Consider the following 13,982-nt stretch of genomic DNA (forward strand, 5'->3'; position numbering starts at 1 on the left):
GCGCGGATGAATCTTGTCCAAATCATCAGAAGCGGTCAATGACAATCTGAGCATTAGGAAAGCAGGCTCTGACAATGTCTTGATAATAAAAGTTGAGATCCATAGCGACTGTTTTTACGTTGGCTCTAGCCTCAGGAGCGAATTTGCCAAAGAACTTCAAAAGCGTCTTTTTGAACCGTGTTGAAGGAAGCATTGTTCTAGCGGGCAATGCTGGTCATGGAGCGGTTTTGGCAAGAGCGGCAGAGGACTCTCTATTTAAATAAACGAATAATAATTGGCCGGCTGGCATTGGCAGCGAGATAGCGGCTCTCAGTTTTTAAGTGGCCATTGTGAATCAAATCCTTGGAGCTGCAGAAAGGACAGGCCGGCTGAAGCAAAACGGCCTGATAGATTTTCTGCTTTCTGCCATCAAAAAAGCGATAAAAACAGTCTTTAAAAATAATATTTTGATCTTCAATATTAAGCGAAAATTTAAAATTTTTAGTGGAATAGATTTTTTATAAAAGAGGACTATATCCTCTTTTTTTTGAAATAAAAAAACTGTTAACAGCTTATCACAGACATCAACAGGAAAAATTATAGAGCCACTTTTCTTTTACTTTAAATAAAATTAGGCATAAAATAGTAATTAATTTAAGAAAAGATTAAAAAGGAGATTTTTTATGGCTCATGAATTAACTCTGCAAGAACTCGATGAGTTTTCAAAAGAATTCAACGCAGATCCTCAAAATCAAGTTATTGCCCGCGCTGCTCAAAGAAGCGGCGTTCTTGAAGCTTCATATAATGAACGCGTTCAAGGTGAATTAACTCGCGTATTTTCAACTGAATTAGATACTGACAATGTTACCAACCAAAAGCATTCTGGTCGTTGCTGGCTCTTTTCAGCATTAAACATTACTCGTCACTTCTTTGGCAAGAAGTACAAGGCTAAGAACTTCACTTTCTCACAAGCTTACAACTTCTTCTGGGACAAGATCGAGCGGGCCAACATTTTTTACGATCAAGTATTGAAGAATGCTGACAAGCCCCTTGACTCACGTGAAGTTAAGGCTGACTTAGACTTTGCTGGCAGCGATGGTGGTCAATTCCATATGGCTGCAGCTTTGATCGCTAAGTACGGTGTCGTTCCTTCATACGCAATGCCAGAAAATGCCAATACAAATGACACCACCGGCTTTGCTACTGCTTTGGGTGACAAGCTTAAGAAGGATACTCTTGTTTTGCGTAAGTTAAAACAAGAAGGCAAAGACGAAGAAATTGAAAAGACCCGCAAGAAATTCTTGAGCGAAGTTTACCGCATGACTGCAATCGCAGTTGGTGAACCACCTAAGAAGTTTGACCTTGAATACCGTGATGATGATAAGAAGTATCATTTGGAAAAGAACTTAACTCCAACTGAATTCTTGCACAAGTATTTAGGCGATTTGGACTTTGACGACTATGTTGTTTTGACAAACGCTCCTGACCACGAATACAACAAGCTTTACGGCCTTCCAGGTGAAGACAACGTCGAAGGTTCATACAGAATCAAGCTTTTAAACGTACCAATGGAATACTTGTCACAAGCAGCTATTGCTCAATTAAAAGATGGCGAAGCTGTTTGGTTTGGTAACGATGTTCTTCGTCAAATGGACCGTAAGACCGGTTACCTTGATACTAACCTTTACAAATTGAATGATTTGTTTGGCGTTAACCTTGATATGAGCAAGGCTGATCGTTTAAGAACCGGTGTAGGCATGGTTAGCCATGCTATGACTTTAGTTGGTGTCGATGAAGACAACGGCGACATTCGTCAATGGAAGGTAGAAAATTCTTGGGGTGATAAATCTGGTGCCAAGGGTTACTACGTTATGAACAACGATTGGTTCAACGACTATGTTTACGAAGTTGTTGTTCATAAGAAGTATTTGACTGCTGAGCAAAAGAAGCTTGCTGAAGGTGAAATTACTGACCTTCCACTTTGGGACTCATTAGCATAAATCAGAAGCATAAATCAGAATTAAAATACTAAAAAAGGCTTTGAGAATTTTTTCAAAGCCTTTTTTAGTATCAAGATGTGTTCAACATCAAAAAACAAGTTTTTGTGTCCAAGGTTAGCTTGCTTGCTTCGCAATCAAGATGTGTTCAACATCAAAAAACAAGTTTTTGTGTTGAACATCATTCATAACTTTCCGCTACCTTTTGATAATGCTCTACCTCATCGTCACTGCATCTTACAAAGTGCCCTGGACGAATCTCGTGCATTGACCGCGGCTTGCCGTCCATTTCTTCTTTTTGAGCATCATAAGCGATTCTGTGCCGGTTTCTTTCAACCTCAGGATCAGGTACAGGCACAGCAGAAATTAAACTCTTAGTGTAGTCATGAAGCGGTTTGTTATAAACTGCATCAGCCGGACCAACTTCCAGCAATTTACCGAAGTGCATAACCCCAATTCGATCAGAAATAAACTTAACCATTGATAAATCGTGGGCAATAAACAAATAGGTCAAACCATGCTTCTTCTGCAAATCGATCATCAAGTTAACAATTTGGGCCTGAATCGATACATCCAAAGCAGAAATTGGTTCATCGGCAACAATAAATTTTGGTTCTACTGCCAAAGCGCGAGCAATCCCAATTCTTTGTCTCTGACCACCAGAGAATTCGTGTGGGAAACGGCTGGCGTGACTATGGTTTAAACCGACAGTTTCAAGCAGTTCTTCAACCTTTTCTCGACGTTCTTCCTTGTTTTTCACCAAATGGTGAATATCCAGCCCTTCAGCGATAATATCTTCAACCGTCATTCTAGGGTTAAGTGATGCATATGGATCCTGGAAAATCATTTGGGCATCCCGCCGGAAGGCCAATTTTTCTTCACGACTCTTTAAATTCTCAACATTCTTTCCTTCAAAAATTACTTCACCAGCCGTTGGTTTATAAAGCTGCAAAATTGAACGTCCGGTCGTTGTTTTCCCTGAACCTGATTCACCTACCAAACCAAAAGTTTCGCCTTCATAGATATCAAAACTAACATCGTCAACAGCCTTGGTGATTACGCGACCATTTTTAAAGTATTGCTTTAAATGCTTCACTTGCAAAAGCTTTTTCTTTTCTGGCATAAATATCTCCTTTCAGCTGTTACTAGTTTTGCTCTACTTTATCTTGTTCTTGCATTAGCTTAAATTTCTTCCACCGTCTTTGAATTTCCAGAGGTGGTTCTACCTTCGGTGCCCCTGGCGCAAGCAGCCAAGTAGCAGCATAATGCGTATCTGATACCTTAAAGAAAGGTGGTTTACGCTGTACGTCAATCTTCATCGCATATTTGTTTCTTGGAGCGAATGGATCGCCTTTTGGCGGATCAAGCAGATCTGGTGGCGTACCTGGAATTGATTCCAAAGTGTTGCTTTCCAAAGTAGGCATTGAGTTAATCAGGCCCCAAGTATATGGATGCTGTGGGTTATAAAAGATTTCATCAACCGTGCCATACTCCATGAATTCACCGGCATACATAACGGCAACGCGATCGGCCATTCCGGCAACTACGCCCAAGTCGTGCGTGATGAAAATAATAGAAGTTTTAACCCGCTTTTGCAGACTCTTCATCAAGTCCAAAATTTCGGCCTGTACCGTTACGTCCAAAGCAGTTGTTGGTTCATCTGCCAGCAGAATCTCAGGTTCACAGATCAGTGCAATCGCAATCACGATTCTCTGCCGCATCCCACCTGAAAATTGGTGCGGATATTCATTAATTCTTTCTTCGGCATTTGGAATACCTACGGCCTTCATCATTTCCAAGGCTTTGGCCCAAGCTTCCTTCTTTGAAGCTCCCTTATGTTTGATCAAAGGTTCCGCAATTTGTTGTCCAATTTTCATCGTTGGATCCAGTGAAGTCATCGGATCCTGGAAAATCATTGCAATTTCATTGCCACGAATCTTTTGCCATTCTTTTTCCGAAATATCCAGCAAATTTTTGCCATGGAAATCAATTTCGCCACCCATGATTTGCGCATTACGGGCAAGCAATCCGATAATCGAACGCGTAGTAACTGATTTTCCTGAACCTGATTCACCTACGATCGCTAACGTTTCACCTTCGTTTAAGTGGAAAGACACATTGCGAATTGCCTTAACTTCACCAGCATAGGTGTGGAAGTCGATTTTCAAATTTTTAACATCTAAAATTCTCTTTGGCATTTAGCTTCTGCCTCCCTATCTTTGTCCCTTAGGATCGAACGCATCACGTAAGCCATCACCTAATAAGTTGAAAGCAATCATCAAAATACAAAGGATAATTGCTGGATACCACATTTGATATGGCAAGAATTGGAAGTTCTTTTGACCTTCGTTAAGCAATACACCCAATGAAGTTTGAGGAGCTGTAATCCCAATTCCGATGAAGCTCAGGAATGCTTCGAAGAAGATGGCACTTGGAATGGTGTACATCGTCTGAATAATGATGATACTTGAAAGGTTAGGAATTAAGTGCTTAATCGCAATCTTCCAACCTGATTCACCTAATGAACGTGCTGCTAAAATATATTCTTCATTCTTTAAACTCAAGGTCTCCGCCCTGATCTGCCGGGCCATTGTTGTCCAACTAGAAATGGCAATTGCCAAGATAATTGAAGTAATACCTGGTTTTAAAACAATCAGCATCAAAACAACGATAATCAAATTAGGAACAGAGGAGATAATTTCAATAATCCGCTGCATGACGTTATCGACTCCTCCGCCTTTCCATCCGGAAATTATTCCGTACGCGACTCCGATCGTCAGATCGAAGAAGGCAGCTACCAGCGCAACGATCAGTGAAATCTTAGTACCGTAAATAATTCTTTGGCCCAATGAACGACCTAAGTAATCCGTTCCGGCTAAGAAATATTTATTCTTCGGCACATTGTTTTGGGCATAAGCATCAACCCATTGACCATTTTGTTTGATCTTGCCGTTCAAGCCATTAATGGCACTACAGCCTGGAACCTTAGCTGGCAAGTTGGCATATTGTGGATTGGATTTAACCAAAGTTGCCTTATTAATAAATGGCGTTGAGCCAAAAGCTATAACCACCATCAAAATAATTACAATCGCAGACAAAACCGCTGCTTTTCTTTGCTTGAATCTGATCCAAACGTTTTGACCAAATGAAAGTGCCGGACCCGCAATTTTTTCATTATCTTGAGCCTGACTCTTTGGTAATGGTTCAAAGGCATCTGGACTAAGTTTTAAATCTTTTTCATCCATAGATCATTAATCCTCGTTTCCAGCTAATCTAATTCTTGGGTCAATCAAGCCATAAACAATATCCGTGATCAGCAATACGATGACCAATCCGATACAGTAGACCATCGTAATTCCCATAATTGTTGGGTAATCATTCGTCAAAATTGACTTAACAAATTGTTCCCCGATTCCAGGAATATTGAAGATATTTTCAATAACCATTGAACCGGTCATCAAAGCTACCGCATATGGTCCAATTAAAGTAACCAGTGGGATAACTGAGTTACGCATTGCGTGCTTGCGGATAACTTCAATTCTGCTCAAACCTTTGGCCTTACCTAATTCAATATAGTCACTGCTTAAAGTATCAACCATGCTCGTTCTGATGAACCGCGCGGTTTCAGCTAATGGACCTACCGCCAAGGCGATGGTTGGCAAAATCGTTTCTGAAAATTGACCCCAGCCAGCGATTGGGAACCAACCTAATTTCAAACCGATGTAGTACTGCAGAAGAACTGCTAAAACGAAGTTAGGGACCGATTTACCAATAATTGCAAAAACAGTTGCTGTAGAATCAACCCATGTGCCTTGTCTCATTGCGGCAATTGCACCGATGATAACGCCCAAAACAACACCAAGAATTAAGGCTTGCAAACCTAATTGACAAGATGCACCTAGACGAGAGGCAATTAATGATGAAACTGGCTGGTTGCTGTATTGGAAGGATGTTCCAAAATTACCATGGAGCATTCCTCCAATATAAATGAGATATTGCAACCAAACAGGTTTATTCAAACCATATTGCTCATTCATAATTTTTAACTGTGTTGGCGTCATCTTTGCTTCATTAGCATATGGAGAACCTGGCATTAATTTCATTAAGAAAAAGGTTGCCGTTGCTACAACAAACAAAGTGAGGATCATATATAAAATACGTTTCAATAAGTACTTAGCCATATTAACAGCTCCCTATTTTTGTTTTAATCTTCACATCAATTTTTAATGTTCGGCCTAATTATAGCAGAAAAATGGAAATTGTCTAAGAAAATAACATATTAATTAAAAAAATAAGAGAAAAGGATCAAATCCTTTTCTCTTATTGCTTGCTATATCTACTATTAGCTATTTTATTTAAATTACTTATAGTTAGGAGCTGCCTTAGTCATTTGCACATCGTGTGGGTGTGATTCACGCAAACCAGCATTGGTAATTTGAACAAATTGTGCCTTATCAATCAATTCGTTAATGTTTGCGGCACCACAGTAGCCCATGCCTGAACGAAGGCCACCATCGATTTGGAAGACAACATCGCTGACATCACCCTTGTATTCAACACGAGCTTCAACACCTTCAGGAACAAGCTTGTTGGCTTCGTTAACACCGCCTTGGAAGTAACGGTCGCTTGAACCATGAGCTTGAGCCATAGCACCAACTGAACCCATGCCACGGTAGCGCTTGTACTTCTTGCCGTTATCTTCAAAAATATCGCCAGGAGCTTCGGTAGTACCTGAAAGCATGCTTCCGAGCATTACGGCATTACCACCTGCTGCTAAAGCCTTAACAACGTCACCAGAGTACTTAATACCACCATCGGCAATAATTGGCTTGTGGTATTCACGAGCAGCCGTAGCTGCATCATAAATCGCGGTAATTTGCGGAACACCAACACCGGCGACGATTCTAGTGGTACAAATTGAGCCAGGTCCAATTCCGACTTTAACTACGTCAACACCAGCATCAAACAATGCGCGAGTAGCATCGCCAGTAGCAACGTTACCAGCAATTAAAGTTTGGTTTGGAAAATGTTCACGGAATTCTTTAATCTTGCGCAATACGCCAGCTGAGTGACCATGAGCCGTATCAATTACAATTGCGTCTGCACCTGCTTCTAGTAATGCTTCAGCTCTTTCAAAAGTATTACTGGTTACACCAACTGCAGCTGCACAAAGCAAACGATTTTGATCATCGACTGCGGCCTTTGTTGCGCCATTTGGTACAACTACGCTTTTAACATTAGCAACTTCTCCTGCTTGTGCTCGAATTGACATGTTCTTGTGAACAACGCCCAAGCCACCTTGGAGAGCCATTGCGATCGCCATTGCACCTTCAGTGACCGTATCCATCCCGGCACTGATTAGTGGAATGTTTAATTTTAAATTACCAGCTAACTTCGTACTTAAATCTACTTCATTTGGCAAAACATGACTTTCTGCTGGAATAAGCAAAACATCATCAAAAGTTAAACCTTTTTTGGCAAACTTTGTATCCCAATTTGACATCGAAACTGCTCTCCTTTTCTAAATAATTCATTATTAACTTAAATTAGCTATACTTTACTAGTTGAATATATTTTGGTCAAGTGCAAAAGAAAAGAAGCTAGAATATTTTTTCTAGCTTCTTCTTTTATAGAAAGAGAGGATATGTGTTTAATAAATTGGTAGGTTAAAAATTGTTGTTTATTTTGTAACATAAGCGGTCTTGAAGTCGTAGTTGGCACCTGCACCGTTGAAGACAACGTTCTTAACAGATGGACGAATCATCCAAGCGCTTGCTGCGTGGTAAAGTGGTGTTACACCTTGTTGTTCAATGATAATTTGTTCGGCTTTAGCTAAATCATTCCAACGTTGACTTGAGCTTGAAGTAGTCTTAGAAGCAGCAACCAACTTGTCGTATTGCTTGTTAGACCACTTTTGCCAGTTGTATGAGTTGTTGGTAGTGTTCATGTCAAGGAATGAAATTGGGTCGTTGAAGTCAGCTTGCCAGCCCGTTAAGAAGATCTCAAAGTTGCCGGCAACCCCACGACTCAAAGCAGATTTCTTAGGCATGCTTGAAATGTTAACAGTTAAGCCCTTTAAGTTTTCTTCAAGGTTGCTTTGAATTGATTCAGCTGCCTTCTTAGAAGCATCATCATCGTAGCAAAGGATTGTGTATGAAAGCTTGCTCTTGCCTAATTCCTTCAAAGCCTTCTTGAAGTAGGCCTTGGCTTTAGTCGGATTGTATGTGCAAAGAGCCTTGGTTTGAGAATTTTGAACCAAATCAGTGTAGTCCTTGCCATTAACAATCGTCATGCCAGGTGCAGATAAAGTAGTGGCTGGCTTATTTGCGCCACCAACAGCGCTAGCTAAGCCTTTACGGTCAATTGCCATTGAAATTGCCTTACGTAAGTTAAGATTCTTTAAGCCATTGTTCTTGGCTTGATTGATTTCAAGGTATTGTGTCGATGAAGTTTGAAGAACAGTGTAGCCGCTTTGTCCTTTCAAACTCTTAGCTGCTTGGGCACTAAGAATAGCGGCATCAAGCTTGCCAGCTTGGTATAAGTTGTAGTCGGTTGAAGGAGTCTTTTGAACACTGTAGTTAATCGTTTGCAGTTTAACAGCCTTCTTGTCCCAGTAATTCTTGTTCTTAACCAATTTCCAGGTTAAGTTGGTACCAGTCCAGCCCTTTTGAACAAATGGACCATCATAAACCATGTATTTAGAAGCTGTACCATACTTCTTGCCAAACTTCTTAACCGCTTTTTCATTTTCAGGTGCAAATAATGGGAAGCCCATCAGCAGCTTGAAGTATGGAATTCTTTTATCCAAAGTAACCTTAACTTTGTAATTGCCTTCGGCTTGAATGCCTAAAGTATTGGCTGACTTCTTACCAGCGATGATAGCGTCAGCATTTTTAATGCCTGAGAACAAGTATGAATATTGTGAATTGGTCTTTGGGTTAACCGTTCTGCGCCATGAATATACGAAATCCTTGGCGGTTACAGGATCACCATTGGACCACTTAGCATTCTTTCTCAAAGTGAAAATCCATGTTTTACCATCCTTTGAAACTGTAGTCTTAGTGGCAATTCCGGGTTCAATCTTTGAATTTTTACCCAAACGATAGAAACCTTCCATCGTGTTGTTCAATTGGTTAAAACTAGTTGAGTCGGTAACAACTGATTGGTCCATCCCTTCAATTTCAGATGTTTCCATCCAAGAAATTGTTTGTTTAGCACTAGTAGATGAACTTGAACCGCTTGAACAGGCTGTCAGTGCCAGCGCACATGCTCCAACAGCAAGGCCTGCTGCAAGCCATCGTTTCCAATTTAATTTCATAACTTAATACACTTTCTAATCAAAAAGAGATAGCCAACTGCTGCAGCTATCTCTTTTTGACTCAGCAGCTCCTATATTATTTGCTACTTGAAACATATGCTTCCTTGAAGTTGTAGTTAGCACCAGCGGGGTTGTAGATCACGCCCTTGATGTTTGGACGAATCAACCAAGCTGTAGTTTGGTAGTACAAAGGAGTAATACCTTGATCCTTCAGCAAGATCTTTTCTGCCTTTACAAGGTCGTTATAACGTTCTTCGTTGTTGCTTGTAGTCTTAGAAGCGGCAATTAACTTATCATATTCGCTGTTCTTCCACTTACCGTTGTTGTTTGGGTTGTTGGTAGTGAACAAATCGTCAAATGAAATTGGATCGGCAAAGTCTGCACCCCAACCACTAACAACGATATCGAAGTTGCCGGAAGTTGAACGGCTCAAACGAGTCTTGAATGGAAGGTTTTGAACACTGATCTTAATGCCTTTTAAGTTTTCTTCAATTTCACTTTGAAGAGTTTCAGTGGTCTTTTCACCAGCATCGGTATCATCAGACAAAATCGTTAAGGATATGCTCTTCACACCTAATTCTTTAAGTGCTTTCTTGTAAAGCTTCTTAGCTTCAGCTGGATCGTACTTACTGTATTGAGTGTCCTTAGCCTTAGTAGCAAAGTCTTGACCTTCAACTTTGGTAAGACCTGCAGCTGTCAATGAACTTGCTGGCTTGTTAGCACCACCTAAGGCACTAGTTACAGCTTTTCTGTTAATTGCAAGAGAGATAGCACGACGTAAGTTTGCATTCTTTAAATTCTTATTCTTAGCTTCGTTGTATTGTAAGTAGAAAGTACTTGCACCTGGACGAAGGGTAAAGCCTTTTTGGTTCTTCAAGTTCTTGGTTTCTGAAGCATCCAATGCCACGGCATCAATCTTGCCAGCTTGGTACAAGTTGTAAGCAGTTGATGGCGTCTTTTGAACACTGTAGTTAATGGTGTTCAACTTAACGTGCTTCTTATCCCAGTAATCTGGGTTTTTCTTTAAGCTCCATGAAAGGTTTGAGCCAGTCCAACCGGTTTGCTTAAATGGTCCATCGTAAACCATGTACTTAGAAGCTGTACCGTATTTAGAACCGTACTTTTCTACTGCCTTTTCTTGTTGTGGGAAGAATAATGGGAAGCCCATCAACAACTTAAAGTATGGAATTCGCTTGTCCAAGGTGACGACCAACTTGTAGTTGCCTTCAGCCTTAATACCCAAGCTATTCACTGAGGCCTTGCCGGCACTAATCTTGGTAGCGTTGTGAATTCCTTCAAACAAGTAAGCGTATTGAGAAGCAGTCTTTGGATTAATTGTTCTGCGCCAGGAATAAACAAAATCCTTAGCGGTTACAGGATCACCATTGGACCACTTAGCATTCTTTCTCAAAGTGAAAATCCAAGTCTTACCATCTTTAGAAACTGTTGTCTTAGTTGCCAAACCCGGTTCAACTTTGGAATCTTTGCCCAAACGGTAAAGACCTTCCATAACGTTGTTCAATTGGTTAAAACTGGTTACATCGGTAGCCTTCGACAAATCCATTGTTGGGATTTCAGCACTTTCTTCCCAGTTAATGGTTTGCTTAGCTAAAGATGAAGAGTTGCTACTTGAGGATGAACCACAGGCCGCAAGTGCTACAGCTGAGGCCAAAACAGTGGCTCCTGCTGCCAATACTCTTGTAAATTTCATATAACCGACTCCTCTCAAAATGATAAATTTAATAAAATTTATTAACTTGATTATCAGTATACCCAGCTATTTATTAAAATGCAATAAGTATTTTTATTATAATATGTAAAAAGGCCGGATAGCATTGCTATACCGGTCTTTATCAAGATTAAATTAAATTAAACATTCCACTCTAACATGAATTCTTTGACAAATTCACGCATAAAATTCGTCCGTTTTTCGGCTTCTTTTCGGCCACCTTCGGTGTTCATGAGGTCAGTTAAATGAAAAAGTTTCTCATAAAAGTGATTAATCGTTGTCTCCTCATGTTGGCGGTACTGGTCATGACTAACCAGCTTTTGCGGCTTGATCCTAGGATCATAGATTAAATTGCCATGTTTTCCACCATAAGCAAACGCCCGTGCAATCCCAATTGCACCCAGGCTCTCCAAACGATCAGCATCTTGCACATATTGTCCTGTTAGCGGCAAATGATAATGATGATCGATATTTTGAGAAAAAGACAAATGCTGGATTGAAAACAAAATATCTTCTGTTTCAAGTTCAGTAAAGCCAACCTCCGGCAACAATTTTTTAATTTTGGCAATCACCGCTACCGGATCGACGCAAATCTTTTCATCGATCGTATCATGCAGGTAGCCGCCCGTGCGAATAATTGCTACTACTCGGCTGTCAGCGTGAGCTGAGGCATGATCGCTGAGATACATTCTAGAAGCAAGATCTGCTACTCGTTTGCCATGATAAAAATCATGTCCTGTACGCTCATCTGCCAGTTGCTGCTGCGTAAAAGCGATAATTTTGCTTAAATCCATAACTTCACTTTTTCCAATTACTCACGTAATCAAGAATAGTTGCACTAAGCAAACAAAGCCTGCAAGTGCAACTTATCCCATACTGTCCCAACATGGAACTGGCGTTGCCTTGCCTTCAGCTAATTCCACTAGCTTCTTTGGCAAATACTTCTTCTTAACGACAACTTTGAACAAATATTCATCAAACCAATCATCGCTCATTACGAAGTAGCCATTCTTGCCGACCTTATCGCCCCAAGAATTTTCTACCTTCCATTGGCGCGGCTTGCCATTAACAACGTCAACGCCCACCAAAGTCATTGCATGCGTTGAGCCGCTGGCACCAGTCAACAAGCGTTCTTTCTTATTCAACTTGGTTTCAATATTAAAAAGCGTATCAGTTTGATGCAGGTTTTTGACCATCAAGCCTTTTTGCCGGTCGCTTTCCTTGCCAACATCACAGCCAAACCAAATAGTTTCGCCTGCTTCAAGCTGCTTGATTGCTGCTTGCTTTAAATTATCGATTTCCGTATTCAAAAATTGAATTGGCGTTCCGCCTTCCACATTGTCCTCAAATGGCAAGGCATAAAGCTTATCAAATTCATGATCTGGTGCGTTAAACAATACAACATATTCATCAAGATCATCTTCAAAATACTTGTGGAAGAAATCAAGCGGCGTCAAATTCTGATCTAATTGATATTTGTTGTCATCATCGCGATATTCCAAATCAAATTTTTGCGTTGGCTCACCAAAGGCAATCACTGCCATCCGGTAAACTTCGTTCAAAAATTCTTTCCGCTTCTTTTCGATCTCATCTTGATCACCCTTTTGGGAAAGTTCACGCAAAACAAGACCGTCTTCGCGCAGCTTCATGTTCAAAGCTTGATTGAAAGCAGCCGTGTTATTAGCCGTAAAGCTTTCGCCATAAGCATAATCTGGTACCAAACCATATTTTCTAATCAAAGAAACAGCCATGTGCCATTGACCACCATCGGTGTCTGGTCCTTGCAAATAAAAATGAACCGTTCGATCATCTACTGGCTTATCAGCAGTTTCCAAAATATGATCAAAATAAATGTTGGCGCGTTCAATTCTGTCCCAGAAGAACAAGTATGCTTGAGAAAAGACAAAATTCTTAGCATGGTACTTCTTAGCGAATTGATGACGCATCACATTCAATGCTGCAAACAGCCAGCAGCGTCCTGACTGCTTCTGGTTGGTTACTGCATCAGTTGGAATTTCAATTGAAAAAGTCCGATTGATGTCTCGCACAGCTTCAGTATTAAAGCTGGCTTGTTGAACGCCATTAGTAACTGTTGCCATTTCAGCTACTTGATTGCGGGCATCTGCTTGATAATTCTTTTGAAAATCAGCAATTTCGTCAAAAGTAAGTTTATGAGTCATTGTGCATCCCTTCTTTATTGCATCTCTAATCTTTTGCTTTTAATTTTATAGCTCTTTATCATTCAAGCCAAATATAAAAAGCTGCTTCCCAGATTTGAACTGGGGACCTCCTCCTTACCACGGCGGTGCTCTACCTCCTGAGCTAAAGCAGCATAAAAGCGTTTTTGATAAAGACTATATCTATAGTTTAAAATATAAAATGAATGGAGGATAGAGAAAAATTAATTTTAAACAATATGATCACCGGTATTAATCATACTATAGATTACATCACGGCAAAAGATGAAAAAACCAAGAGCAACAGTCCGATTGAAGCTGAACACATTCCATTGTGGGTTGCATGGACCTATATCGTTGTTTTAATGACAATCGCCTGCGCTGGTAGGCTTTGGCTTTGCTTTAGAACAAACTGGATGATGTTCTTCATTGGAGGCGCGATTTTGGCCAACAATATTGCTGACCATGATCGTGATAAGATCAATGGTCGGGCGACTATGCCGATTGTCTTTGGAATTAAAAAAGCGGTCAACTTCTATTACTTCTTGGAATACATGCCGTACGTCGCAATTATTTTAAGTGTGATTCTCCGCTTTGCCCCAATTTGTACAATTTTAACTTTGGGAACTTTCCCTTGGGTTAAAAAGAATGTTGATAAATTCGTCGCTAACCCGGATAAGCAAAAGACTTTTATGACTTCGATTTTCAACTTCCATATCGTGGTTGCTACCGAAATCGTTACGATGTTCATCGGCTTCTTGCTCCACTTCTAAATTTTAGGC

At 40.4% G+C, this 13,982-nt stretch carries 11 protein-coding genes, 1 tRNA gene and 1 pseudogene; 2 read left to right on the top strand and 11 right to left on the bottom strand.

Annotated features, from left to right (window positions below; genetic code table 11):
- Window positions 1-28 precede the first annotated feature (28 nt).
- Window positions 29-494 (bottom strand): annotated as a pseudogene (locus HMPREF0493_RS08345) (transposase); the annotation flags it as partial.
- A 168-nt stretch (window positions 495-662) separates the two neighbouring features.
- Here HMPREF0493_RS08345 and HMPREF0493_RS04195 point away from each other — a divergent pair.
- Window positions 663-1,979, top strand: a complete 1,317-nt coding sequence (locus HMPREF0493_RS04195) for a C1 family peptidase (RefSeq protein WP_006352053.1) — start codon at window positions 663-665, stop codon at window positions 1,977-1,979.
- A gap of 178 nt (window positions 1,980-2,157) precedes the next feature.
- Here the strand turns inward: HMPREF0493_RS04195 and HMPREF0493_RS04200 are convergent, their stop codons facing one another.
- The 10 genes from HMPREF0493_RS04200 to HMPREF0493_RS04245 form a co-directional block, all read right to left on the bottom strand.
- Window positions 2,158-3,099: an ABC transporter ATP-binding protein gene (locus HMPREF0493_RS04200; RefSeq protein ID WP_006352054.1), complete on the bottom strand. Its 942-nt coding sequence runs from the start codon at window positions 3,097-3,099 to the stop codon at window positions 2,158-2,160.
- Between the two features lie 22 nt (window positions 3,100-3,121).
- The gene (locus HMPREF0493_RS04205) at window positions 3,122-4,174 is read right to left on the bottom strand and encodes an ABC transporter ATP-binding protein (RefSeq protein ID WP_006352055.1); all 1,053 of its coding nucleotides are present in this window, start codon (window positions 4,172-4,174) and stop codon (window positions 3,122-3,124) included.
- A gap of 15 nt (window positions 4,175-4,189) precedes the next feature.
- A complete protein-coding gene (locus HMPREF0493_RS04210; protein WP_006352056.1) occupies window positions 4,190-5,221 on the bottom strand; it encodes an ABC transporter permease in 1,032 nt (343 codons plus the stop codon).
- A gap of 6 nt (window positions 5,222-5,227) precedes the next feature.
- Window positions 5,228-6,157: an oligopeptide ABC transporter permease gene (gene opp3b, locus HMPREF0493_RS04215; RefSeq protein ID WP_006352057.1), complete on the bottom strand. Its 930-nt coding sequence runs from the start codon at window positions 6,155-6,157 to the stop codon at window positions 5,228-5,230.
- A 179-nt stretch (window positions 6,158-6,336) separates the two neighbouring features.
- A complete protein-coding gene (gene guaB, locus HMPREF0493_RS04220; RefSeq protein ID WP_006352058.1) occupies window positions 6,337-7,479 on the bottom strand; it encodes an IMP dehydrogenase in 1,143 nt (380 codons plus the stop codon).
- A 177-nt stretch (window positions 7,480-7,656) separates the two neighbouring features.
- On the bottom strand, window positions 7,657-9,294 hold the full coding sequence (locus HMPREF0493_RS04225; protein ID WP_006352059.1) for a peptide ABC transporter substrate-binding protein: 1,638 nt from the start codon (window positions 9,292-9,294) through the stop codon (window positions 7,657-7,659).
- A gap of 76 nt (window positions 9,295-9,370) precedes the next feature.
- Window positions 9,371-11,005, bottom strand: a complete 1,635-nt coding sequence (locus tag HMPREF0493_RS04230; RefSeq protein ID WP_006352060.1) for a peptide ABC transporter substrate-binding protein — start codon at window positions 11,003-11,005, stop codon at window positions 9,371-9,373.
- Window positions 11,006-11,163: 158 nt separating this feature from the next.
- On the bottom strand, window positions 11,164-11,817 hold the full coding sequence (locus HMPREF0493_RS04235; RefSeq protein ID WP_006352061.1) for an HD domain-containing protein: 654 nt from the start codon (window positions 11,815-11,817) through the stop codon (window positions 11,164-11,166).
- Between the two features lie 72 nt (window positions 11,818-11,889).
- Window positions 11,890-13,203 carry a C1 family peptidase gene (locus HMPREF0493_RS04240; protein ID WP_006352062.1) on the bottom strand — a complete coding sequence of 438 codons (1,314 nt, stop codon included), beginning with the start codon at window positions 13,201-13,203 and terminating at the stop codon, window positions 11,890-11,892.
- A 79-nt stretch (window positions 13,204-13,282) separates the two neighbouring features.
- A tRNA-Thr gene (locus HMPREF0493_RS04245) sits at window positions 13,283-13,355 on the bottom strand.
- A gap of 51 nt (window positions 13,356-13,406) precedes the next feature.
- Here HMPREF0493_RS04245 and HMPREF0493_RS08070 point away from each other — a divergent pair.
- Window positions 13,407-13,973: a prenyltransferase gene (locus HMPREF0493_RS08070; protein ID WP_006352063.1), complete on the top strand. Its 567-nt coding sequence runs from the start codon at window positions 13,407-13,409 to the stop codon at window positions 13,971-13,973.
- The last annotated feature ends 9 nt before the right edge of the window (window positions 13,974-13,982 follow it).

It is taken from the genome of Lactobacillus amylolyticus DSM 11664 (assembly GCF_000178475.1).
In the GTDB taxonomy this organism is placed as follows: Bacteria; Bacillota; Bacilli; order Lactobacillales; family Lactobacillaceae; genus Lactobacillus; species Lactobacillus amylolyticus.